Annotated in this window: 19 protein-coding genes; 8 read left to right on the top strand and 11 right to left on the bottom strand. The window is 70.3% G+C overall.

Features of this window, described 5'->3' with window-relative positions; translation table 11 throughout:
- Positions 1-83: 83 nt before the first annotated feature.
- Positions 84-2918, bottom strand: coding sequence for a response regulator (locus HV826_RS05770; protein ID WP_176415995.1), 2835 nt, complete (start codon positions 2916-2918; stop codon positions 84-86).
- A 42-nt stretch (positions 2919-2960) separates the two neighbouring features.
- Positions 2961-3554, bottom strand: coding sequence for an EF-hand domain-containing protein (locus HV826_RS05765; RefSeq protein WP_176415994.1), 594 nt, complete (start codon positions 3552-3554; stop codon positions 2961-2963).
- 384 nt (positions 3555-3938) lie between these two features.
- Here HV826_RS05765 and HV826_RS05760 point away from each other — a divergent pair, with 384 nt between their 5' ends.
- Positions 3939-5486, top strand: coding sequence for an RIO1 family regulatory kinase/ATPase (locus HV826_RS05760; RefSeq protein WP_255217055.1), 1548 nt, complete (start codon positions 3939-3941; stop codon positions 5484-5486).
- Between the two features lie 461 nt (positions 5487-5947).
- Here HV826_RS05760 and HV826_RS05755 read toward each other — a convergent pair whose 3' ends face one another.
- Both HV826_RS05755 and HV826_RS05750 read right to left on the bottom strand, forming a co-directional pair.
- Positions 5948-6172, bottom strand: coding sequence for a hypothetical protein (locus tag HV826_RS05755; RefSeq protein ID WP_176415993.1), 225 nt, complete (start codon positions 6170-6172; stop codon positions 5948-5950).
- 109 nt (positions 6173-6281) lie between these two features.
- Entirely contained in the window at positions 6282-7295 is a 1014-nt protein-coding gene (locus tag HV826_RS05750; protein ID WP_176415992.1) for an NAD(P)-dependent alcohol dehydrogenase, read from the bottom strand.
- A 53-nt stretch (positions 7296-7348) separates the two neighbouring features.
- On the opposite strand from HV826_RS05750, the gene HV826_RS05745 reads away from it, so the two are divergent.
- Both HV826_RS05745 and HV826_RS05740 read left to right on the top strand, forming a co-directional pair.
- Positions 7349-8353: a multiheme c-type cytochrome gene (locus HV826_RS05745; protein WP_176415991.1), complete on the top strand. Its 1005-nt coding sequence runs from the start codon at positions 7349-7351 to the stop codon at positions 8351-8353.
- Positions 8350-9873 carry an NADase-type glycan-binding domain-containing protein gene (locus HV826_RS05740; protein WP_176415990.1) on the top strand — a complete coding sequence of 508 codons (1524 nt, stop codon included), beginning with the start codon at positions 8350-8352 and terminating at the stop codon, positions 9871-9873. The genes HV826_RS05745 and HV826_RS05740 overlap by 4 nt, the downstream gene beginning before the upstream one ends.
- 60 nt (positions 9874-9933) lie before the next feature.
- On the opposite strand, the gene HV826_RS05735 is transcribed toward HV826_RS05740, so the two are convergent.
- Both HV826_RS05735 and HV826_RS05730 read right to left on the bottom strand, forming a co-directional pair.
- Positions 9934-10560 (bottom strand): hypothetical protein, encoded by a 627-nt coding sequence (locus tag HV826_RS05735; protein WP_176415989.1) that lies wholly within the window; start codon positions 10558-10560, stop codon positions 9934-9936.
- A 71-nt stretch (positions 10561-10631) separates the two neighbouring features.
- Entirely contained in the window at positions 10632-11108 is a 477-nt protein-coding gene (locus tag HV826_RS05730; RefSeq protein ID WP_255208217.1) for a putative toxin-antitoxin system toxin component, PIN family, read from the bottom strand.
- An 82-nt stretch (positions 11109-11190) separates the two neighbouring features.
- On the opposite strand from HV826_RS05730, the gene HV826_RS05725 reads away from it, so the two are divergent.
- Entirely contained in the window at positions 11191-12447 is a 1257-nt protein-coding gene (locus tag HV826_RS05725; RefSeq protein WP_176415988.1) for a DEAD/DEAH box helicase, read from the top strand.
- Between the two features lie 18 nt (positions 12448-12465).
- Here HV826_RS05725 and HV826_RS05720 read toward each other — a convergent pair whose 3' ends face one another.
- The 4 genes from HV826_RS05720 to HV826_RS05705 form a co-directional block, all read right to left on the bottom strand.
- Positions 12466-13347, bottom strand: a complete 882-nt coding sequence (locus HV826_RS05720; protein ID WP_176415987.1) for an alpha-ketoglutarate-dependent dioxygenase AlkB — start codon at positions 13345-13347, stop codon at positions 12466-12468.
- A gap of 96 nt (positions 13348-13443) precedes the next feature.
- The gene (locus HV826_RS05715) at positions 13444-15135 is read right to left on the bottom strand and encodes a penicillin-insensitive murein endopeptidase (RefSeq protein ID WP_176415986.1); all 1692 of its coding nucleotides are present in this window, start codon (positions 15133-15135) and stop codon (positions 13444-13446) included.
- Between the two features lie 118 nt (positions 15136-15253).
- Complete coding sequence (gene deoD, locus HV826_RS05710; RefSeq protein ID WP_176415985.1) at positions 15254-15973, bottom strand: purine-nucleoside phosphorylase; 720 nt, start codon at positions 15971-15973, stop codon at positions 15254-15256.
- Between the two features lie 13 nt (positions 15974-15986).
- A complete protein-coding gene (locus HV826_RS05705) occupies positions 15987-16400 on the bottom strand; it encodes an energy transducer TonB (RefSeq protein WP_255208218.1) in 414 nt (137 codons plus the stop codon).
- 185 nt (positions 16401-16585) lie between these two features.
- Between HV826_RS05705 and HV826_RS05700 the strand changes: the two genes are divergently transcribed.
- From HV826_RS05700 to HV826_RS05685, 4 genes are all read left to right on the top strand, one after another.
- The gene (locus HV826_RS05700; protein WP_255208219.1) at positions 16586-17257 is read left to right on the top strand and encodes an abortive infection system antitoxin AbiGi family protein; all 672 of its coding nucleotides are present in this window, start codon (positions 16586-16588) and stop codon (positions 17255-17257) included.
- A gap of 59 nt (positions 17258-17316) precedes the next feature.
- The gene (locus HV826_RS05695) at positions 17317-17757 is read left to right on the top strand and encodes a hypothetical protein (protein WP_176415983.1); all 441 of its coding nucleotides are present in this window, start codon (positions 17317-17319) and stop codon (positions 17755-17757) included.
- Complete coding sequence (locus HV826_RS05690) at positions 17726-18223, top strand: MerR family transcriptional regulator (RefSeq protein ID WP_255208220.1); 498 nt, start codon at positions 17726-17728, stop codon at positions 18221-18223. The genes HV826_RS05695 and HV826_RS05690 overlap by 32 nt, the downstream gene beginning before the upstream one ends.
- Before the next feature lie 64 nt (positions 18224-18287).
- On the top strand, positions 18288-20003 hold the full coding sequence (locus tag HV826_RS05685; protein ID WP_176415982.1) for a CotH kinase family protein: 1716 nt from the start codon (positions 18288-18290) through the stop codon (positions 20001-20003).
- A gap of 48 nt (positions 20004-20051) precedes the next feature.
- Here HV826_RS05685 and asnS read toward each other — a convergent pair whose 3' ends face one another.
- Positions 20052-21452, bottom strand: a complete 1401-nt coding sequence (asnS, locus tag HV826_RS05680; RefSeq protein WP_176415981.1) for an asparagine--tRNA ligase — start codon at positions 21450-21452, stop codon at positions 20052-20054.
- Between the last annotated feature and the right edge of the window lie 34 nt (positions 21453-21486).

Below are 21486 nucleotides of genomic sequence, written 5' to 3'. Positions count from 1 at the left end.
GAGAGATAACGCTCGGACGGGGCGTCGCGCACCGCCGACGTGCGCCTCCGCCGCGCAATCCGGGCCGCCCCACCCGCGGCGTGTCAGGCGCCGGACAGGGCCAGGACGCTGTCACGCAGGCGGCCCAGCAGCAGCCGCGTCACTTCCAGCTCCGCCTGGCACCGCTCGAGCCGCTCGGGCATGTCCTCCAGCCGGCCGGTGTCCGCCTGCAATTCAATGTCGCGGGCCTGCGACTCCAGCGCGCTCGCGCCAAACCAGGCCGCGTTCGACTTGAGGGTGTGCGCCGCCCGGCCCAGGTCGTCCGCGTGCCCACGCACCAGGGCCGAGTACGCGTCCTCCAGGAGCGCCGGCATGCTGTGCAGCGCGGTGTCGATGAGCTCGGGGAGAATCTGCGCCGCCTGCGCCCCCAGCTCCGCCCACAGCCGGGCGAGCGCGGCGGACTCCAGGCCCGGGATGCGCGCCGCGTCCGGCAGACCCTCCAGGACCGTCTGCAGCGGCGTCAACGCGACCGTCTCGCTCGCGACCCGCCGCTCCGGCGCCACGTCCGAACGCCGGGGCTGGCAGCGCAGCAGCGCCGCCGTCAGCGCCTCCACGCGGATGGGCTTGCCCAGGAAGTCGTCCATGCCCGCCGCGAAGCACTGCTCCCGGTCGGAGTCCATGGCGTTGGCCGTCATGGCGATGACCCAGGGCTGCGCCTTGGGTGGCAGCTCCTGGCGGATGCGGCGCGTGGCCTCCAGGCCGTCCATCTCCGGCATCTGCAAATCCATGAGGACCGCGTCGTAGCGCTTCTGGGACAACGCCTGCAGCGCCTGACGTCCGTTGAGCGCCACGTCAGCGCGGTAGCCGAGCCGCTCCAGCACGAGCAGCGCCAGCTTCTGGTTGGTGGCGTTGTCCTCCACCAGGAGGATGTCGAGCGGCACGGTGTCCCCCGGCCGCTCCCCTGGAAAGGGCCCCGCGCGCGAGGGCCGCGTCTGCCGAGTCTCCGGGAGCTGGGGGAGGTGCTGCGAGAAGCACGACACCAGCGCGTCGTAGAGCTGCGAGTCCTTCAGCGGGCGCGACAACACGCCGGCGAACAGGCCCTCGGGGGGATTGCCCCGTCGGCCCGGCGTCGACACCAGCACCAGGGGAAGTGCCCGCGTCTCCTCGCGCTGCCGGATGCGCTCGGCCAGCGTGGTGCCATCCAGCCCCGGCATGTGGTGGTCGATGAGCACCGCGTCGAACGAAGCCCCCGCCTCCAACTGGGCGAGCGCCTCCAGCCCCGAAGCGGACTCCACGGGCACCAGGCCCCACGACTGGAGCTGCCGGCCCAGCAACCTCCGGAACAGGGCGTTGTCGTCCACGATGAGCACGCGCCGGCCCTGGAGCAGCCCCTGCTCCTGGCGCGGCTGCACCGCGTAGGCCTGTGGCGCCGCCTGGGCGCGCAGGGTGAAGCGGAACGTGGTGCCTTGTCCGGGCACGCCCTCGCTCTCCACCCAGAGGGTGCCGCCCATGGCCTCCACCAGCCGCTTGGAGATGGCCAGCCCCAGCCCCGTGCCACCGAAGCGCCGTGACACGGAGGCATCCAGTTGGTTGAACGGTTGGAACAGCCCCGTGCGCCGGTCCTCGGGGATGCCGGGGCCGGTGTCCTGCACGCTGAAGGTCAGCTCCCAGTCCGCCGCGCCCTCCGCGCCGCCCAGGGCCGAGCCCTCCACGCTCACCACCGCGCCGCCGTGCTCGGTGAACTTGAGCGCGTTGCCCACCAGGTTGAGCAGCACCTGCCGGAGGCGCGACGCGTCGCCCACCAGCATCTGCGGCAGCCGCGGCGCGAGGTCACACCCCAGGTCCAGCCCCTTCTCACTGGCGCGCACGGCCATCAAGTCCAACACGGACTCCACGCACTGGCGCAGGTCGAAGGGCCGCAGCTCCGCCTCGAAGCGACCGGCTTCAATCTTGGAGAAGTCCAGCACGTCGTTGAGCAACGTCAGCAGCGCCTCGCTGCTCTGCCGGATGGTGGCGACGAAGTCGCGCTGCTCCTCCGTCAGCGCCCGGTCCAGGAGCAGGCCCGTCATGCCGATGATGGCGTTCATCGGCGTGCGGATTTCGTGGCTCATGGTGGCCAGGAACAGGCTCTTGGCCTGGTTGGCCGCCTCCGCCGCCTTGCGCGCCCGTTCAAGGTCGGAGATGTCGTGGTAGATGGCGATGAAGCCGAGCTGCCGTCCGCCCACCGACACCGGCAGGGCCCGCAGCTCCACGTCCACCACGCTGCCATCCTTGCGGACCCGCCGGGTGACGGAGCGCAGCCGCCCGCGCTGCACGACCTCGCGCGACGCCTGCTCCGCCTCCGGGAGGACGGTGGGCTCGGTGGCCACCAGCTCGAAGATGTGCTTGCCCAGCGCCTCTGCTGGCGAGTATCCGAACAGGCGCGTGGCCTCCGGGTTCCACGACAGCACGCGGAACTGACGGGTGATGGTGATGATGGCCACCGGGCTGTTGATGACCACCGCCTCGAAGAACTCCTTCTGCTGCCGGAGCGAGGCCTCCACCTCCAGGCGGGCCGTCATGTCATGGAGCTGCAGGACCCAGCCCCCGTCACCTTCTCCGGACAGGGGCAGCGTCACCACCCGCAGGTAGTGCGCGGGGCCGGCGCCGCCTGGACGCTGCCCGGCCAGCTCCGTCTCGCGCAGGGCGGCGTCGGCGGGAGCGCGTGGCTCGGGAGGGCGCCAGCCAGGCAGGAGCAGCCCCACCGGCTGCCCCACGAGTCCACCACGCGGCCCGAAGATGCGCTCCGCGGCGCGGTTGACCTCCACGATGCGCTGCCCAGCATCCAGCACGAGCACCCCATCCCGCGAGTGCTCGAATACCGCTGCATGTGCGCTTGACGCCAGGTCAGCCACCCTTGCCCCTGCCACGAGAATGAAGGTCCGCTCGGAGCGCATCATGCCAGACGCGCTCGCGGACCAGGACGGTGTTGCGGCGAACCGTCAGCGGCTGTTCCACCAGGCCTTGAACTCGTTCCAGGAGATCTTCCCGGTGCGGTCCGTGTCGACGATGTCGACGGCGATCTCCAGCTCCTCGTCGGAGATGTTCTGCCCCAGCGCCTCCAGCAAGCGCGCGAACTCGGCACGGTCGATGGTGCCGGTCCGGTCGCGGTCATACCGCTGGAAGATGTCGAGCACCTCGTTGCCGGAGCTGGTGAACTCGTCCACCGCGGCGTGGACGGGCGCCAGGGGCTGGAACCCCGCGGACGTCGTCTCCACCTGCTCGACGAAGGGCGACCCTGTCGCGGGCCGCTCACGCCGAGTCGCGGACGTCCGCCGCGTCGCCGCCTTCCGCGCGGGGGACTTCTTCGCGGTGGCCTTCTTCGCCGTCGTCTTCTTCGCGGTGGCCTTCTTCGCCGTCGTCTTCTTCGCGGGTGCCTTCTTCGCCGCCGCCTTCTTCGCCGTCGTCTTCTTCGCGGTGGCCTTCTTCGCGCCGCGCGACTTGCCGGCAGCCTTCTTCGGCGTGGCCTTCTTTTGCGTCGCGCTACGCCGGGATGACTTCTTCGCAACAGCCGTCTTGCGTGACTTCGTCGCCATGATGAACCCCTCCCTGGACGGCGCGCATCGTAGCGCTCCCTCGTTCGGGTCCAAGCATCAGCACGCGCCCCAACCCACCCGCCATGGCGTGTGGCCTCCGTCCCCTGCCGAACGCGGACGGTGGGGATGGCCTGGAATCAGCCCCAGGGCACGGTCCAAGATGACCCACCCAGCGCCTTCAAAGCCCTGGCTACCCTGGAACCCCAGGAGGCAAACTGCTAGCGAGCCTTCCGCCAGCCTTCTTGGCTGCTTGCCGCACCGTGTTGGTAGCAAGAAGGGCCCACGAGATGTTCACATACTGCCGTGCGCCGCGAACAGGGCCGCCCGCACGCTTGCGACTACGCCGCCAATCCTGCCCGGCCCCCACTGGAACCCCGCGTCGGAATGAATGACTCGCTAGAGACCCTCCTGGCCGATGGCATCATCGAAGCCATCATCGGCCAGTTGAAGACGGGCAAGGAGGCCGAGGTATGGCTGGTCCAGCATGCCGGCCAGGTGGTCGCGGCCAAGCTGTACAAGGAGCGCCACGAGCGCAACTTCCGCAACAACGTGGGCTACCGGGAAGGCCGCGAGGTGCGCAACTCGCGCACGCGCCGCGCCATGGAGAAGGGCAGCCGCTTCGGCCAGAACGCCGCCGAGGACGCCTGGAAGAGCGCGGAGGCTGACTCGCTCTACAAGCTGCACGCCCAGGGTGTGCGCGTGCCCACGCCGGTGCTGTTCTACGAGGGCATCCTCCTCATGGAGGTGGTGTTGGACCCTGAGGGCCACCCGGCCCCGCGCATGGTGGAGGCCCCACCCGCCACCCCCGAGGACGCGCACGCCCTCTACGTGGACCTTCGGGCGCAGGTCATCAACATGCTGTGCGCCGACCTCATCCACGGCGACCTGTCCCCGTACAACATCCTCATGAGCTACGCGGGGCCGGTCATCATCGACTTCCCGCAGACGGTGGCGGCCGCTCGCAACAACCGCGCGGAGTTCTATTTCCGGCGCGACCTGGACAGCGTCCGCAACTTCCTCGCGAACACCGCGCCCTGGCTGCATGACGCCGCGGGCGACACGAGCGAAATCTGGAATGCCTATGTGCGCCGGGAGCTCACCACGGACTTCGTGCCGTCGGGCAGCGTCCGGGAGGGGACTCGTCAAAACAGGCGTGGAGGGCCTCGGAGCCAGGGGTTCCGGCCCCAGGGTGACGAGCGCCGAGGTGAGTTCAGCCCACCGCCGTCCGCGCCGGTCGAGCAAGCCGCCGCTCCCCAGCGCGACATGACGCCCGAAGAGGCCGCCGAGGCCGAGCTTCGGGAGCTGGAGGCGCTGGTCCTCAGGCAGGGTGGCGGTGAGCGTGGCAAGCCCGCGGTGGCGGCGCCTCCGCCTCGGGGCAGGCGCAATCGGGGCTTCGGCGGAGGCCGACCCCCGCCGAGGGGCGGAGGCAACGGCAATGGCGCTCGGCCGCCGCAGAACGGGCAGCGGACGGGCGGCGTTGCGCCTGGGCGCTCGGGCTCGAATGAGCCTCGTGCGAGTGGTGGCGCCCAGAGCGGCCCGCGCTCGAATGAGCCTCGTGCGAGTGGTGGCGCCCAGAGCGGCCCGCGCTCGAATGAGCCTCGTGCGAGTGGTGGCGCCCAGAGCGGCCCGCGCTCGAATGAGCCTCGTGCGAGTGGTGGCGCCCAGGGCGGCCCGCGCTCGAACGCGCCGCGAGCGAATGGTAACTCGCAGGGCAGCACGCGCTCGAATGAGCCGAGTGCGAACGGCACGCTCCAGAACGGCTCGCGCCAGAATGCACCGCGCGCGAACGGCCGAGGCCTGGGCGGTTCCCAGCCGAATGAGCGGTTCGCGAACAGCGCGCCCTCAGGAGGCCCGCGCCAGAACGAACAACGCAATGGGCGGCCGCCCCGCTCGAACTCGCGCGGGGGCAATCCGGGCGCGCCCCCCCCCTGAGCAGCGTGCGTCCGACAATGGCCGTCCGTCACGGAACGAGCCTCGCGGCGACACCTTCGCCTCACCGAGGAACCCGGGGGAGCCGCGCGGCGGTGGGGCTCGCGCCGACCGGAACGAGCGGCGCGGCACTGGCAGGCCGGAGCCTGTCGTCGAGACCCGGTCCGGGCCCGGCGCCCCAGCGCAGAACACCGTCCGGGAATCCCGTCCGGGCAACGGCGGCAACGAGGGTGGCCCTCGGCAGCCGCGCCAGTCCCAGGGCCGCGGGGGGCCGCGTTCACCACGGACTGGCGGGCCCCAGGTCTCCTACGTGGCCCGCCCGGCCTCCTCGTCCGACCCAGGCTCGCACGAAGCGGGCTCCTGAGCCGTCATTCAAGGCCCCCGGAGCGACCTCCAGGGCCCGACTTCGATGACCTCCCGCCAGGCACCGGCTGTAAAATCCGGTGCCCGGGCGAGGTGCGGCGCTACGGCTTGGTACGAGGCCCCGCCTTGGGCATCTTGCCCGGTGGCTGCTTGGCCTCCGGAGGCTTCGGCCGGGTCGGCGCGGGCTGCGGTGAAGGGCGCTTGTTCGGGTCATGCCCCTCCCAGACCTTGTCGGCGACCGCCTTCGCGCCTCCCTTGATGGCGTCGTAAGCCGCGCCGCTACCAATGACCTTGACGACCTCTTTGATGATCTTGCCTGCGACCATGTGGACTCCCCCTCTGCCGCTGAAGCGACATTGAAATAATACAGGAACGTCCACAAAAGTGAACCTGCGCACACGGTGGGTATGAGCAACTCTGGTCGCGAGCGCTGCTTCACCCGACCCGGATGACCACCTTTCCGAAGTGCGCCCCGCTCTTGAGGTGCTCGAAAGCCGCGCGTGCCTCGGAGAACTCGAAGACGCGGTCCACCACCGGGCGCACGGTGTGCAACGCGAAGGCCCGGTTGAGCGCGTCGAAGCTCTGGCGGTGGCCCACGAAGATGCCCTGCACCCGCAGGTTCTGCATGAGGATGGGCGTCAGCGGCACCGACCCCGCGCCGCCGCTGAGCACGCCAATCACAGACACCGTTCCGCCGGGCCGGACCGCGCGCAGCGACTTCTCGAACGTCCCCGCCCCACCCACCTCCACCACGTGGTCCACGCCCACGCCGCCCGTCAGCGCGCGCGCCGCCTTGTCCCAGTCCGGCGTCGTCCCGTAGTTGATGCCGTCATGTGCGCCAAGCGCCCGGGCGCGCGCCAGCTTGGCGTCACTGCTGGAGGTGATGATGATTCTCGCGCCCATCAGCCGGGCGATCTGCAACGCGAAGGTGGACACGCCACCGGTGCCCTGAAGCAAGACGGTGTCTCCCGCCTTGAGCGCCCCGTGGGTGACCAGCGCGCTCCACGCCGTCACGGCCGCGCACGGCAGCGTCGCCGCCTCTTCATCGGAGAGATAGCCGGGCGTGGGCACCGCGCCGTCCTCGTGCAGCAGCACCGTGTCCGCGAGGGCACCGTCCAGCGGTCCTCCCAGCGTGCTCCCCTGCGCCGCCCGCGTGGGCTCCCCGGCGCTCCAGGCCTGGGCGAAGAGGCTCATCACCCGGTCGCCGGGCTTCACCCGCGTCACCCCCGGGCCCACCGCATCCACCACGCCCGCCGCGTCCGAGTTGGGAATGAGGGGCAGCTTCTGCCGGGGGTTGTAGCGCCCCTCCACCATCATCAAGTCACGGGAGTTGAGGCTCGTGGCCTTCACGCGCACCCGCACCTGCATGGGGCCGGGCGTCGGGTCCGGCCGCTCGACCTGAACCAGCTTGTCCAACCCAAACCCCGCTTGGATTTCATAGGCTCTCATGGGTGAGGAGTTGTACCCCGCGCCTCCCATCACGCCTACAGTGCGGAGCCACCGTGTCCGTGCTCGTCCTCTTCACCTGTTCGCTGCTGGCCACGGCGCCCACGCCGCGCTTTCCCAAGGGCACCGCGCGCATGGACGTGGGGCCCGCGCCGCACGGCCTGCCGGACTGGCGTGTCCAGCGCTGCGCGGAATGCCACGCCGTCCAGGTGGACGCCTGGCGACTCAGCGGGCACGCCACGGCCCGCGCGGATGACGTCTTCCAGGTCGCGTTGACGGAGGACCGGCCCGGCTGGTGTGTGCAATGTCACGCGCCGCTCGCTCGGAACCTGGAGCGGGGTCCACTCCCCAAGGACAGCCCGCCCGAGGAACACGGCGTCACCTGCGCCGGCTGCCATGCGCCCCCGGGCAACGAAGGCCAGGCGCCCGGAATGCCCTGCGCGGGCTGTCACCAGTTCGGCTTCCCCGTGGTGACGAGCGCGGGCCAGCGAGTGCGGCTGTCGCCCACGCAGCTTCAACAGGACACGGTGGGAGAGTGGCGCCGCTGGCAGACCCAGAGCGGCGACACGCGCCATTGCACGTCCTGCCACATGCCCCGGGGCAACCATGGCTTCGGCGGCACGCGGCGCACCGAGTCCCTCAAGGCCGCGCTCCGGGTGGAGCAGGCGGGCGCGTCCCTCCGTGTCTCCACACGCGAGGTGGGCCATGCGTTTCCCTCGGGTGACGTCATGCGCTGGGTGAGCGTGGACGTCTCCGGGGACCCGCTCTTCGAATCCTCCCGCACGGTGGCCACGTTCGGCCGCCGCCTGGAGGTCCGGGAGTGGCCTCATGAGCCCCTGCCCCACCTGGGCGCGGTGGAGGACACCCGCCTGCTGCCAGGAGAGACACGTCACGTGCCTCTCCCCGCGGGGGCCCGGTACGCGCGCGTCATCTACCACCTCGTGTCCCGCGAGCAGGAAGACTCGGGACTCTACCCGCCAGGCCTGTCCCGGCTCGTGCTCTGGGCCTCGCCCCTCCAACCCTCCCCGCCGTCCCACCCCGTGAAGGAACGCACGCCATGATCCTCCTGTCGCTCTTCCTCGCCGCGACACCGCCCATCATGCTCGAACCCGACGCGGGCGCGGCGAACCGGCTGCATCCCCGCCGCGTGACGGCCTCCTCCTTCCTGAAGAGCGGAGGGAAGGACCACCCGCCGCTCTACGTCGCGGATGACGACCCGGCCACCGCCTGGGTGGAAGGCGCCAAGGGCCGGGGCGAAGGCGAAGCCCTGGAGTGGTGGGGACCGGAGCTCACCCGCGCGAAGACGTACCGCCTGTTCATTCGCAATGGCTTCCAGCAGTCCGCGGAGCGCTTCCGCGCCAATGCCCGGCCGCGCAAGGTGAAGCTGGAGCCGCTCGTCCAGGGCGAGACAGGGCCCCAGGTGACGGGCACCCCGCTGGTGACAGAGCTGAAGGACGTGCTCGGGTGGCAGGAGGTCCGCCTGCCTGTTCCGAACCAGGTCCACGGGGTGCGGCTCACGCTCGTCTCGACCTATCCAGGCGCGTCGCACGCCAACACCAGCCTCAGTGACTTGCGCGTGTACGTGGAAGGTGACGACCCCTACAAGCCGGAGGCAGAGTCCGCGGCCTTCGAGCAGGTCCGCGCGTCCGTCCTCGAGCGCAAGCAGGCCGCCGCGCCTGACGGCAACGAGGCCCGGATTGAGTGGGCGCCCCGCTACGAAGGGGAGGTGCTGTTCACGCTGGACCGCTCCCGCGAGGAGGGCGAATACGCGCGAGGGCTGACCTACGCCGTCGGACTGTTCTCCACGATTCCCGTGAAGGACAGCTACAAGCCGGCGCTGGAGCGCGCGAAGAAGCTGGCCGCGCTCTTCGACCGGGTAAACCTCGACTACGAGGGCCAGGACTCCGAGGCGCGCGCGAAGTGGAGACGCGTCACCCCCGCGCAACCCCGGGCCCAGAAGGTCGTGGCGCGAGCGTCGCTCTCCAGCATGGAGAGCGACGGCCTCTCACCGGTCTCCGGTCTGCTCCACCTGGAAGACGCGCGCTTCTTCGAGGCGGATGCCAGCCCCGCGCAGATGCTGGCGACCCTTGAGCAGACCCACGAGAAGGAGGCTCAGGAGGCCAGGGTCTGCATGAGCAGATGCGAGCGCCAGCGCAAGGCGGTCGCCTTGCCCGAGGGCAGCTTTGACTGCTCCTGCGTGCGCGAGTGCCTGGGCGGCTGCAATCGCGTCTCCAGCCTCTCGCTCATGAAGCCCCAGCCCTCGCGCCCCGGCGGAGCCTTCATCCTGGGCTCACTCGCCCGCCCCACGTCCTTCCTCCATGGCAGGGTCGAGTTCACCGGCACCCGTGAGACCTGGCCCACCTTCCGCCAGACGCTCATCGCCTATGCCGGAGCGAAGGCCGAGGCCGTGCTCACCTACGACGACGCAGTCGCCAGGAAGGGGAACGCCCTCCGCATGCGCATCCATGTCCTCGACTGGAGCGAGACGAACGGCAAGGCGAGCCTGTCGGCCATCACCACCTTCCTCGTCTCCGAGACCCACGTCCGGGTGATGCGCCATCACCCGGTGAAGCGGGCCTGAGTCACCCCAGCGGGCCCGGAGACCACCTCCGGGTCCGCCGTGAGCGCTTCAACCCCGCGCTCAGGGCTGCTTCTGGAGCTGCACCGTCAGTGACGTCATGCCGCCGGACGCGCCGAATGAGACGGTGCCCGCGGTGAAGTGCTGCTCGGTGAAGCGCGTGACCAGGGCGCCGGTGATGGTGTCGTGGGACGCCAGGTCCTCATCCCAGAGGCGGAAGGCCCACCCCTCCGCCATCAACTGGCTCGCGCGCGCCGTACACCCTCCCGTGGTCCACGTGGGCGTGGCGCTCTGCACCACGGGCGTCCTGAACGCGGAGGTGGCCCCCGGACACGCCATCTCAACGAACACGTCCGGCGGTGAGCTGTCCGCGTCCCACGCCGAGCCATTGTTGTTGGCGGCCACCTGGGCGGCGACGGGCTGGACGCGCCAGACACCCTCCGGGTCCACGCCGCAGGACTGGTCCGCCTTGCACACCTGCGCGGTACCACACGCCTGGCACGCGGCCCCTGCCTTGCCACACGCCGAGGTCGACGTTCCCGTCTGACAGACATTGTTGAAGCAGCAGCCCGCGCAGTTCGAGGCGTTGCAGTCCACCTTCTGCGGCGTGCCACCAGGGTTGTCGTCCTCTCCACCGCAGGCAACGAGGGTGGACAGGGCCAGCGCTACGAGCATCGCAATCCGGAACATGTTCTCTCGCTTGGGAATCGAGTGCAGGTGCAGCTCGACGCGAAAGATGTTCCGGCGCGGGCGGCGTGTATCTACCCCCTGGGTGGTAGGCGGGCCACGGCCTGCCGGGGCGTGAGGATGGCGAAAGACAGGCCCGCACGGCCCGCCATGGACAGCACCCGCTTGTCCTTGCTCACCAGCCACGCCGCTCCGGCTCGCGCGGCCAGGCTCAGGAACTTCTGGTCGTCCCTGTCCCGGCAGCGGGGCAATGACGGCGTGGGCACGGACTCGGCGGACGGCGCCAGGTGGACCTGGGCCCGGTAGCGCTCGAACGCAGCGGTCCGCTCTGGCGCGCCCAGGCCGGGCTGGAAGTTGCGCGAGGCCAGCACGTAGCCCAGCTCCGCCAGCGTGTCCGCGTCCGTCCAGGCGGTCAGCGCCCCCGCGGCGAGGGCCCCGGCCAGCGGGCGTGTGTAGGGGTCATCGAACACGAAGAGGTCCAGGACCACATTGGTATCCAGGACCACCGGCAGCGGCGTGAAGGGCATCAGGTGTTCCAATCTGGCCATCATGCCCTCCTGGCGGGCGGGAATCACGGCGCCTGCCCCGCGAGGCCCTTTCCCACGAGGCCTCGCGACGTGGTACCCCCAAGCCGTGAGCGACTCCTTCGAACAACTGGGCCTCTCGCGGGAGACGCTGGGCGCCCTGCGCCGCGCGCGTTTCACGCAGCCCACCCCCATCCAGAAGCAGGCCATCCCTCCAGCACTCGACGGCAGGGATGTCATCGGCTGCGCGGCCACCGGAACGGGCAAGACGGCCGCGTATGTCCTCCCCCTGGTGGAACGGCTCGCGGGCAAGAAGGGCACGCTCGCGCTGGTGCTGGCCCCCACGCGTGAGCTGGTCCAGCAGATCGCCGAGCCGGTGCGCTTCTTCGCGGAGCCCCGCCGCCTCACGCACACCGCCGTCATTGGCGGCGAGGACATGGGCGCGCAGGTCAACGCCCTGAAGACGCTGCCCTCCTTCGTCATCGCCACGCCGGGGCGGCTGGTGGACCTGATGGAGAACACCGACGTCCGCTTCCCGCACCTGGAAGCGCTCGTCCTCGACGAAGCCGACCGGATGCTCGACATGGGCTTTTTGCCGCAGCTCGAGCGCATCGTCGCCCACCTGCCCCGCCGCCGGCAGACGCTGCTGTTCTCCGCGACGCTCGGGCCCGACGTCACCCGCTTCGCCAAGAGCCGGCTGTACAACCCCGTGCGCCTGGAGGTCACCCGCAGCGGCACGCCCGCCGAGCGCGCCGAGCAGCGCCTGTACTTCCTCCGGCCCGAGGAGAAGACGCCGCTGCTGCTCACCCTGCTGGCCCAGGACTCGGCGACGGCGCTGGTGTTCACCCGGGCGAAGGAGCGCGTGGACAAGGTCCAGCGGGCGCTCCAGCGCGCGGGGTACAAGACCGCGGTGCTACACGCGGACCGCACGCAGAACCAGCGCAAGCAGGCCATGGAGGGCTTCCGCAACGGCACCTACCGCTGCCTCGTGGCCACCGACATCGCGGCGCGCGGGCTCGACGTGGAGGACGTGGGCCACGTCATCAACTACGACCTGCCTCATGCGCCCGAGGACTACGTGCACCGCATCGGCCGCACGGCCCGGGCCGCCGCCAGCGGTATCGCCTCGACTTTCGCCATCACGCGCGAGGGGCAGGTCATCACGCGCATCGAGCACTTGATGCGCTCGGAGATTCCCCGCGTCCAGGTGCCGCGCGAGGACCCCGTCTTCAAGGAGGCGTGGGAGAGCTTCCTCGCCGCGCAGAAGGACCCGGGCCCTCCGCAGCAGGACCACGGGCAGTCGAAGCGCACGCCGGACCAGGCACCAGGGCGGCACGCGCGCTCGCACGGCAAGCGCCGCGCATAGGCGCGGGGCGGCCTTGCGTCAGGCTGGCGTGCCCGGCGCCTCACGCGCGAGGGCATCGCGGAAGAAGGCGCTGCCCTGGGCGAGCCGCGCCACGTAGGGCCGCACGTCCTCGCGCGCCTCGGGGGAGAGCGCGGCGAACGGAATGACGTGTTCGTCCGGCACGTAGCGGAACGTCAGGTTGATGCGACGGGTGCGAAAGTCGGGCAGCTCCGGGGCCAGCGTCTTGCCCGTGCGCGTGTCCACCCGCTGCACGCGGTGGAACGTCTGCTCCTTCCAGCGCGCGCCACCGAAGAGCTGGAGCGAGCCGTCATCCAGCCACTGCTCCAGCACCACCGCGTCGCGCTCGCCCGGGCGGGAGGAGGTGACGAACTGGAGGAGGGCACGCTCACCGAAGGACAGCGAGGCCACGGGGCCCGGCTCGAAGTCCTTGTGCTCGCCCACGCGGGCGGTGTCCACCCAGCGCCCGTCCTCCAACCGGCTGCCGTAGAAGTTCACCAGGCAGGTGTTGAGGTGCCAGCGGGGAGGCATGTCCGGCCCGCGGTACATCCGCCGCGCCAGCTCCTCGATTTTCGCCACCTGGCGCTGGAGCACCGCCGGAAAGGGCTCGGCCTGGACGCACCGGTTCAGGATGCCCTTGGGCGGGTGGTAGTAGTCGAGGCACGCGAACTGCCAGTTGCCGAGCCAGTACACCGGCCGCAACAGCCTCCGCTGGGACTGCCCCGGCGGCGGGGGGAAGTGCTTGGAGTAGCGCTCCTCCCACAGCGGGTGGAGCGTCGCGAGCCAGCTCAAGGCCTCCGCGCGGTCGGCGGCGGACATGAAGCTCGCGTTGTAGTGGTGGCCGGGGGAGCGCTGACGAGCCTTGTGGGCCAGCGAGCGGCCCTTGTGCGGGGGAAACGCCATGGACGGCCCGTGCCTACCACACTCCGGAACGAACGAGCCCCGTGTCACCACCTGGGAGACACGGGGCCCAAGCCTGCATGGCGGGTGAAGGCCAGGTCACCGGCCGTGGGTGATGCCCGCGGCGCCCTCGCCCTTCTCGCGCATCGGCACGACAGTGGGCTGCACCGCCGGAGCCGGGCTGGCGGCGGCCTGCTCGGCCGAAGCGGCGGGCGTAGCCTCCGGAGACGTCTTGGCGGACGCGGGCTGTTCCTTTGTGGCGGCGGGGACCACCGCCGACGCCACGTTTACGGCGTTCACGGGCTTCACCGTCGAAGCCACGTCGATGGAGGTCCCCGCGGCAGGCTTCACCATCGGCGCCACCTCCCCCGCGGGAGCCGCGGACAGCACGGTCGAAGCCGCCTCGACGGAGGCCGCGCCCACCGCGGGGATGACGGAGGCAGCCTGCCGCGCCGCGGTGGCCCCGGCCCCCTCCGGCCGCGCACAGCCATTCTCCGCCTTGGACTCGGACGCCGCGGCCACCAACGCCGGGGCCGGGGCCACCGCGTCCGGCGGCAGGCGGCGGCCAGGCAGCACGAACGGCGGCGGCACGGGGCAGTGCGTGCAGGGCCCGCGCAGGGGCACGGACAGCCGGTTCCCCGCGCGCAGGAAGTTGCTCCGCATCCGGTTGGCCTTCTTGATCAGCGACACCGTCGACCCGTACTTGAGCGCGATGCCGCCCAACGTGTCGCCGTTCCGGATGCGGTGCGTCGTCACGTTGTGCTCCGGCTGGAGCGCCAGGAACGGCTGCACGCGGCGGCCCAGCTCCTGGGCACGCGGGTTGTGGAAGCGGATGTGGAAGTGGTCGCGGTGGCCGCGAGCGTGCCGGACGACGCCCGTGGGGCCGTCATTGAAAATCGAGTCCAACCACGCCTTGTCCTCGCCCACGCGCACCGCGTGGTCATAGATGACCTTCCGCACGCGACGGTCGACGAGAATCATCTGCACATCCGTCTTCACCAGCACCGAGCGGATGAACTCCCAGTTCAAGGCCACGTCGATGACGTGCTCACGCGCGCGGGTGCGGATGGGGTCCACCGTCGGGTAGTAGAAGCCCACGTCCACGTCACGGCCGTTCTGGTGGCTCTTGTGGGGGCGCATGTAGCCGCCCTCCTTGTGGCTCATCCCGTTGACCCGGAGCGGAGGCGCGTTCGGGAAGCGGGCCCGCACGTCACGGATGGCCTCGGCCAGATAGTTGACCGTCTCCTCGGTGGCCCAGGCGCCCGCGGGGGTGACCACAATCCAGTCGTCCCCCTTCGGGAACTGCTGGGCGTTCACCAGCCGGCCGCTGTGCGCGAAGCCCACGGCCATGGAGCCCAGCGACGCAATCTCATCCTTCCACCGCCGCGCCAGCTCCTCGTCGGAGATGTCCGCCGAATAGAGCGGCCCCGTCGGCTCGGCGCCCGTGGCAACGGCGTCCGGCGTCTCCTTCTCGCCGTCATCGCCCTCACCCTCGGCCAGCTCCTCCTCCTCGGACTCCAGGTCCTCCGCGCTCAGCGCGCAGCCATCCGCGGGCTCGGAAGCAGCCGGGGCCCCCGGCTCGGCGGCCGGAGCGGACGCCAGGGGAGGAGCCTCCGGCGGCGGCTCGGCGGCGGCCACGGGGACGGAGTCCTGGGCACGCACGGCGGCGGCCGGCACAGTGCCAGCATGGGGGGAGACACGCGCGGCACAGCCGGCGCAGACGAGCAGGAGCCAGATTGGGTAACGCACCGGCGCGGAGGATGGCCCGGAATCCCGCTGGGCACAAAGCACCGACCGGGAAATCTGGCCGCCCCCGGCGCCCCCAAGCGCTGTGAGAGCGGCCCTCTCGTACCTCCAGAGCGGAACGGGCCCGCCCAGGCGCCCTGCCCGCCTGCCCTCCAACGAGGCGCTAAGGGGTGGGCTCGGCGTGGGCGACGTCCAGGGCGAGCTCAATCATCTCGTCGAACGTCGTCTGCCGCTCCTGCGGCGTGAGCTTCTCCCCGGTGATGATGTGGTCCGACACCGTGAGCAGCGCCAGCGCGCGGGCGCCCGACTCCGCGGCCACGCCGTAGAGGCCGGCGACCTCCATCTCGACGGCCAGGACGCCCATCCGCGCCAGGGTGGCGTTGAGCTGCTCCTGCGGGTGGTAGAAGAGGTCGGAGGTGAAGACGGGTCCGGCGCGCACAGGCTTGTTGCGCCGCTCCGCCGCCTCCACGGCCCGCCGCGCGAGCGTGAAGTCCGCCACCGCGGCGAAGTCATGACCCATCAGCCGCATCCGATTCACGTTGGAGTCCGTGCCGGCGCCCGTCGCGACGATGACCTCCCGGACCTTCACGTCGGTGCTCAACGCGCCGCAGCTGCCCACGCGGATGAGGACGCGCGCCCCATACGTCTTGACGAGCTCGGTGGCGTAGATGGAGATGGAGGGGACGCCCATCCCGTGCCCCATCACCGACACCCGCCGGTTCCGGAAGGTCCCCGTGAAGCCGAGCATGTTGCGCACGGTGGAGACCTCGCGGGCACCTTCCAGGAAGCGTTCGGAGATGTAACGCGCCCGGAGCGGGTCGCCGGGCATGAGGACCACGTCAGCGAAGTCACCGGGGGCAGCGGAAATATGAGGAGTCGCCATGGGCGCACCATAGCTACGGCGCCGCCACCCAGGCCACGTGGAAGTGGGCGTCCAGCGTGGCGCCGGGGAAGCTCGCCGGCAGCGGCGGGAAGGGCGCCGCCTTCTTCACGGCCGACAGCGCGGCGGCATCCCACGTCTTCGAGCCGGACACCGTGGACACGTCGGCGGAGAGGAGCTTGCCGTCCCGGCCAATCACGGCCCGGACCACCGTCTTCTTCCCCAGACCGGGCGTGCCCTTGGCGCCGGGTTGCCGCCACTTCCCCGCGACGCGCGAGTAGACCTTCTGCTGGTAGTCAGCGCTGGTCAGGTCCTGCTGGAAGAAGGCCTGGAGCCGCGGACTGCCCGCGGCGGCCAGGGCCAGGGGCGACAGGGCCAGGGTGAGCACGGCGGCGAGCGCCAGGCGACCATTTCGGGACAGGATTTCCAAGAGCGCTCCCTCGTCAAGAAGCCGCTCACCATAGCCGCGCGGACGGCCCCCGTCCTCCCGAATGCAAGACAGGCAGGCGCCGCGTGTCATGCGTCGTTCGAGTTGCATCCCCCTGCCCCGTCCGGGACATTGCCCGCGGAGTAGGGATGATGCTCGGCTACCAGACGAATCCACAGTGGCGAGACATGTCTGACTTCGTGGTTCACTTCACGAAGCCGGGACCGCCCTGTCATGACGCCTACCAGAACATGATGAGCATCCTCGGCGCCCGGACGCTCATCCCCGGCGCCGAGGGCTTCGGCATCGCCCGCCGGGAGCCCGCCGTCGCCGAGCGCCACCGCTCCGTGTGCTTCAGCGAGATTCCCCTGGACCAGCTCGCCCGGCTCGTCCAGCGCCGCAGCCTGTATGGCATTGGCTTCAGCAAGAGCTACATCCTCTCCCAGGGCGGCGGCCCCGTCTGGTACGTCCAGTACGCCTCCCCCGCGCATCTGGCCCTGAAGCACCAGGTGGAGCGCGCGCTCGCGGCGCCTTCGCCCCAGCAAGAGCCCATCTGGTCCATGACGCCCTTCGTGGACATCCAGGGCGACCACCACAACGCGCCCTACAGCTACCGCTTCGACTGGGAGCGCGAGTGGCGCGTGCCGGGACTGCTCCGCTTCACCGAGTACGACGTCGCCGCCCTCTTCCTCCCGGAGGAGCTCCACGACACCGCGCGCGACTTCTTCGCCTGGGCCGTGCGCGAGAAGGCGGGCCCTGGCTACTTCTGTCCCTGCCTGGACCCGCTGTGGAAGTCGGAGCAGATCGCCGAGGCGCTCGCGAAGCACGCCGTTGACTCCGTGCGCCTCAAGGCCGGGTAGCCCCTGGGAGACAAGGGCGCTTGACCCTGCACCTTGGTGCAGCCCGTAACGTTCCTCGCATGAACCGGAACGAACCCACCCGCATCATCCAGGCCAGCGCCCTCTACGACCTCGTCGTCACCGCCCCCTTCGCCACGCCGTGGACGGCGGGCTGGCTCCTGGAGAAGCTGCACCACCTCCATGTCGTCCTTGCCCTGCCCGGCGCCGCGCCGCCGGAGTTCGGGCCCATGCACCTCTTCTTCGTGAGCCTGATGGGCACCATCGTCACGGTGTGGTCCGTCCTGCGCCTGTGGAAGCCGGAGCCCTCACTGGGCGCCGCGGACACCGTTGGCCGTGCCGGCTTCTCGCTCTGGATGGCCGTGGCGTTCGCATCGGGCCAGACGGGCATCCTCGCCATCATGCTCGCGCTGGAGCTGACGTGGTTCTTCGTCCAGGGGAGTGCCATCCTCCAGTGGTGGAGGAGACACCATGCGCACGCGCCCCGCTCCCAGACGGCCTGACACCGCCCCCCTGCGCATCAGCGAGCTGGCCCGGGCCGCGGGCGTGGGCATCCCCACGCTCCGGTTCTACGAGCGGCGCAAGCTGATGCCCCCGCCCCGCCGGACACAGAGCGGCTACCGCGAGTACACACCGGAGGACGTGACGCGCGTGCGCTTCATCCGGCGCGCGCAGGAGCTGGGCTTCACGCTGCGGGAGGTCGCCGCCATCCTCGCGATGTCGGACGGGCGCAGCCCCTCCCCCTCCGAGATGGAGACCTTCGCGGCGGCGAAGCTCCACGCCATCGACGCGCGCGTGAAGGACCTCCAGCGGATGAAGCGCGCCATCCAGAAGCTGCTGGCCCAGGGAGGTTGCCCACCAGACACCGCGTGTCCCGTCCTGGCCTCGCTGGGCGCCCTCCCCCCGGCGTCCACGAGCCGACAGCGGCCTGCACCTCGGGGGGTGCCAGGCACGTCATGGAGTGGTTAATCCTGCGAGCCTGACGTGGCGTTCGAGGGGGAGAGACCAGGTGGGCGCAAGACGCTTTCCAAGGATGTTTCTGGCGGGAGTCGCGGGGCTGCTGGTGGCGTGTGGTGGCAACTCCGGAAGCCTTGACGCTCCAGCCCCCGCCAGCGAGGCCCCTGACAACGGGACGCGCCCCGACGCGGGCCTGCCTCCTGATGGCACGGACGGAGGGGCGACGCCCGACGCGGGTGGCGGCCCAGGCACTCCGGACGGGGGCGCCCCTGATGGCGGCCCACCGCCGCAGACCCGCCGCTGTGCGCCCACCGCGGGCGAGCCGCGCTGGGTGCTCGAAGGTGAGCCCGTCTCCGCCACCGTGACATGCTCCACCGGCCACGCCGCGCCGGACACGCGCTTCGTCGTGGACCCCCTGCCACCCGGCGCCCGGTTCGATGTGGCCACCAGCACCCTGAGCTGGACGCCCGGCAAGGACCAGGCCGCGGTGTGGCACCTCACGCTGCGCGAAGAGCGCACCGGTGAGACGGGCACGCTCAAGGTCGGCGTGGCGGAGAACGAGTCCGCGCCCGGCAACGTCCCCATCGTCGACCCGGCGGCCTACACGGAGGAGTTCGGCCTGCCGGTGTTCCACCTCTCCTACGAGGGCAAGCTGACCGCGGGCGGCTACCGGCCGGCGCAGCTCGTCTACCGGGGCCAGCGCTTCGACCTGGAGGCGAAGTACCGGGGGGCCACCTCCAGCGTGTTCCCCAAGCGCAGCCACACCCTGAAGTTCCCGGACGAGGACCTGTTCTCCGAGCCCGTCTTCGGCAACGGCTTCAAGAATCGCAAGCGCGTGGTGCTCATCACCACGTTCAATGACAACGCCTACATGCGCTCGCGGCTCGCCTTCGACGTGTGGAGCCGGATGAGCCCGGGCCATATCCACCTGCGCACCTACAGCGCGGTGCTCTACGCCAACAACAAATACGTCGGCCTCTACACGGTGGCGGACCACGTCAACAAGCGCCTGATGGCCGCGCACGGCATCAACAAGGACGCGGACGCCTTCAAGGCCGTGGACAACCGCGCCAACTTCTCGCGGCTGCGCAAGGACGGCACGCCCAAGGCAAGCCTCCGTGAGGGCTACGAGAAGAAGGAGGGCTCCCCCGAGGAAGGTGAGCCCGGCGCCTTCGCGCCCATGGAGGCCCTCACCGCCTTCATCGCGGACTCGGACGTGGACGCCTTCCGCGCCGGATTCCCTGAGCGCATGAACGCGCGGGACTACGAGGACTGGTGGATCTTCAACACGCTCATCCTGGGCGTGGACTCGCAGGCGAAGAATGCCTACCACGCCTACGACCCGGCCACCGGCGGCCCCTGGCGCTACATCCCCTGGGATCTGGACGCGAGCTTCGGGCAGTCCTACGACACCACCCGGACCTCGCCCACGGCGCGGCCCACGTTCCGGGAGGACAACCTGCTCTTCGAGCGCATGCTGGCCGACCCCGCCATCGCCGGGCCCCTGCGCGAGCGCTACCGGGCGCTGCTGCGCGACACGCTGAACGTGGAGGCCCTGCAGGCCCTCATCGACGGCTACGTCCAGGAGACGGCGGCGTCCGCGCGGCGTGACTGGGCGAAGTGGGGTGAGAAGCACCGCGACTTCGGCGACCCGGATGACCCGTGGGGCGGCCACGGCAACTTCCCCCACTGGCACACGCGCCAGGACTTCAACTCCTACGAGGAGGAAGTCGAGTACGTGCGCCAGTGGATTCGGACCCGCTGGGGCGCGCTGGAGCGCCAGCTGCCCTGAACGGTCGGGTGTCCCCTCCCTCGGTGGAGGGGACACTCGGATCGCGGCCTAGAACGCCGCGGAGCCCGGCACGCGCGGGTACGGAATGGCGTCCCGGATGTTCTGCAGACCGCACATGTAGACGATGAGCCGCTCGAAGCCGAGCCCGAAGCCCGCGTGCGGCACGGAGCCGTAGCGCCGCAGGTCGCGGTACCACTGGTAGCTCTCCGGCTTGAGGCCGAACTTCTGGATGCGCTGGTCCAGCACGTCCAGGCGCTCCTCGCGCTGGCTGCCGCCGATGATTTCGCCAATGCCCGGGGCGAGCACGTCCATGGCGGCGACCGTCTTCCCGTCGTCGTTGAGGCGCATGTAGAAGGACTTGATGGCCTCCGGGTAGTTCATCACCACCACCGGCCGGCCCACGTGCTCCTCGGTGAGGTAGCGCTCGTGCTCCGTCTGGAGGTCCTTGCCCCACTCAGGCGTGTACTCGAACTTCTTCTTGGCCTTCTTCAGGATTTCGACGGCGTCGGTGTAGTCGATGCGCTCGAAGCTGGAGTTGATGAACTTCTCCATGCGCTCGGTGACGCCCTTCTGCACCCGCTCCTCGAAGAACTTGAAGTCCGGCGCGCAGTCATCGAGCACCGCCTTGAAGACATACTTGAGGAAGCGCTCGGCCAGGTTCGCGTCCTCGTTGAGGTCCGCGAAGGCAATCTCCGGCTCAATCATCCAGAACTCGGCCAGGTGCCGCGTGGTGTTGGAGTTCTCCGCCCGGAACGTCGGGCCGAACGTGTACACCTTGGACATGGCCAGGGCATAGGCCTCCGCGTTGAGCTGGCCGGAGACCGTCAGGTACGCCTCCTTGCCGAAGAAGTCCTTGTGCCAGTCAATCTTCCCGTCTGGCGTGCGCGGCGGGTTCACCGCGTCCAACGTGGAGACGCGGAACATCTGCCCGGCGCCCTCCGCGTCGCTCGCGGTGATGATGGGCGTGTTGACCCAGAAGAAGCCCTCCTCATCGAAGAAGCGGTGGACGGCCTGGGCCGCGCGGTGACGCACGCGAGTAATCGCGCTGAACGTGTTGGTGCGCACGCGCAGGTGGGCCACGTCGCGGAGGAACTCCAGCGTGTGCTGCTTGGGCTGGATGGGGTACGTGTCCGGGTCATCCACGAAGCCCAGCACCTGGACTTCATCCGCCTGGACCTCGTAGGCCTGCCCCTTGCCCTGGGACTTCACCAGCGTGCCCCGGCTGATGACCGAGCAGCCCGCGGTGAGGTGCAGGATTTCCTTCTCGTAGTTGGGCAGCGAATTCGGAGCGACGACCTGGATGGGGTCGAACGTCGACCCGTCGCTGACGTTGACGAAGCTGATGCCCGCCTTGGAGTCGCGGCGCGTGCGCACCCAGCCGCGGACCTCCACCTTCGTCCCCTCCTCCACCCCTCCCGCGAGGGCCTTCTTCACACTGACGACCTGCATTGACGCTCTCCCTTGAGCCGTTTCGGGGACTGCG

The organism is Myxococcus sp. AM010 (genome assembly GCF_013372585.1).
GTDB lineage: Bacteria > Myxococcota > Myxococcia > Myxococcales > Myxococcaceae > Myxococcus > Myxococcus vastator.
This window is presented reverse-complemented; position numbering and strand designations above follow the sequence as displayed.

Bases quoted from the DNA above. Each gene is read 5' to 3' on its own strand.
- HV826_RS05770 (WP_176415995.1), bottom strand. From the start codon at position 2,918: ATGATGCGCTCCGAGCGGACCTTCATTCTCGTGGCAGGGGCAAGGGTG.
- HV826_RS05765 (WP_176415994.1), bottom strand. From the start codon at position 3,554: ATGGCGACGAAGTCACGCAAGACGGCTGTTGCGAAGAAGTCATCCCGG.
- HV826_RS05760 (WP_255217055.1), top strand. From the start codon at position 3,939: ATGAATGACTCGCTAGAGACCCTCCTGGCCGATGGCATCATCGAAGCC.
- HV826_RS05755 (WP_176415993.1), bottom strand. From the start codon at position 6,172: ATGGTCGCAGGCAAGATCATCAAAGAGGTCGTCAAGGTCATTGGTAGC.
- HV826_RS05750 (WP_176415992.1), bottom strand. From the start codon at position 7,295: ATGAGAGCCTATGAAATCCAAGCGGGGTTTGGGTTGGACAAGCTGGTT.
- HV826_RS05740 (WP_176415990.1), top strand. From the start codon at position 8,350: ATGATCCTCCTGTCGCTCTTCCTCGCCGCGACACCGCCCATCATGCTC.
- HV826_RS05735 (WP_176415989.1), bottom strand. From the start codon at position 10,560: ATGTTCCGGATTGCGATGCTCGTAGCGCTGGCCCTGTCCACCCTCGTT.
- HV826_RS05730 (WP_255208217.1), bottom strand. From the start codon at position 11,108: ATGATGGCCAGATTGGAACACCTGATGCCCTTCACGCCGCTGCCGGTG.
- HV826_RS05720 (WP_176415987.1), bottom strand. From the start codon at position 13,347: ATGGCGTTTCCCCCGCACAAGGGCCGCTCGCTGGCCCACAAGGCTCGT.
- deoD (WP_176415985.1), bottom strand. From the start codon at position 15,973: ATGGCGACTCCTCATATTTCCGCTGCCCCCGGTGACTTCGCTGACGTG.
- HV826_RS05700 (WP_255208219.1), top strand. From the start codon at position 16,586: ATGTCTGACTTCGTGGTTCACTTCACGAAGCCGGGACCGCCCTGTCAT.
- HV826_RS05695 (WP_176415983.1), top strand. From the start codon at position 17,317: ATGAACCGGAACGAACCCACCCGCATCATCCAGGCCAGCGCCCTCTAC.
- HV826_RS05690 (WP_255208220.1), top strand. From the start codon at position 17,726: ATGCGCACGCGCCCCGCTCCCAGACGGCCTGACACCGCCCCCCTGCGC.
- HV826_RS05685 (WP_176415982.1), top strand. From the start codon at position 18,288: ATGTTTCTGGCGGGAGTCGCGGGGCTGCTGGTGGCGTGTGGTGGCAAC.
- asnS (WP_176415981.1), bottom strand. From the start codon at position 21,452: ATGCAGGTCGTCAGTGTGAAGAAGGCCCTCGCGGGAGGGGTGGAGGAG.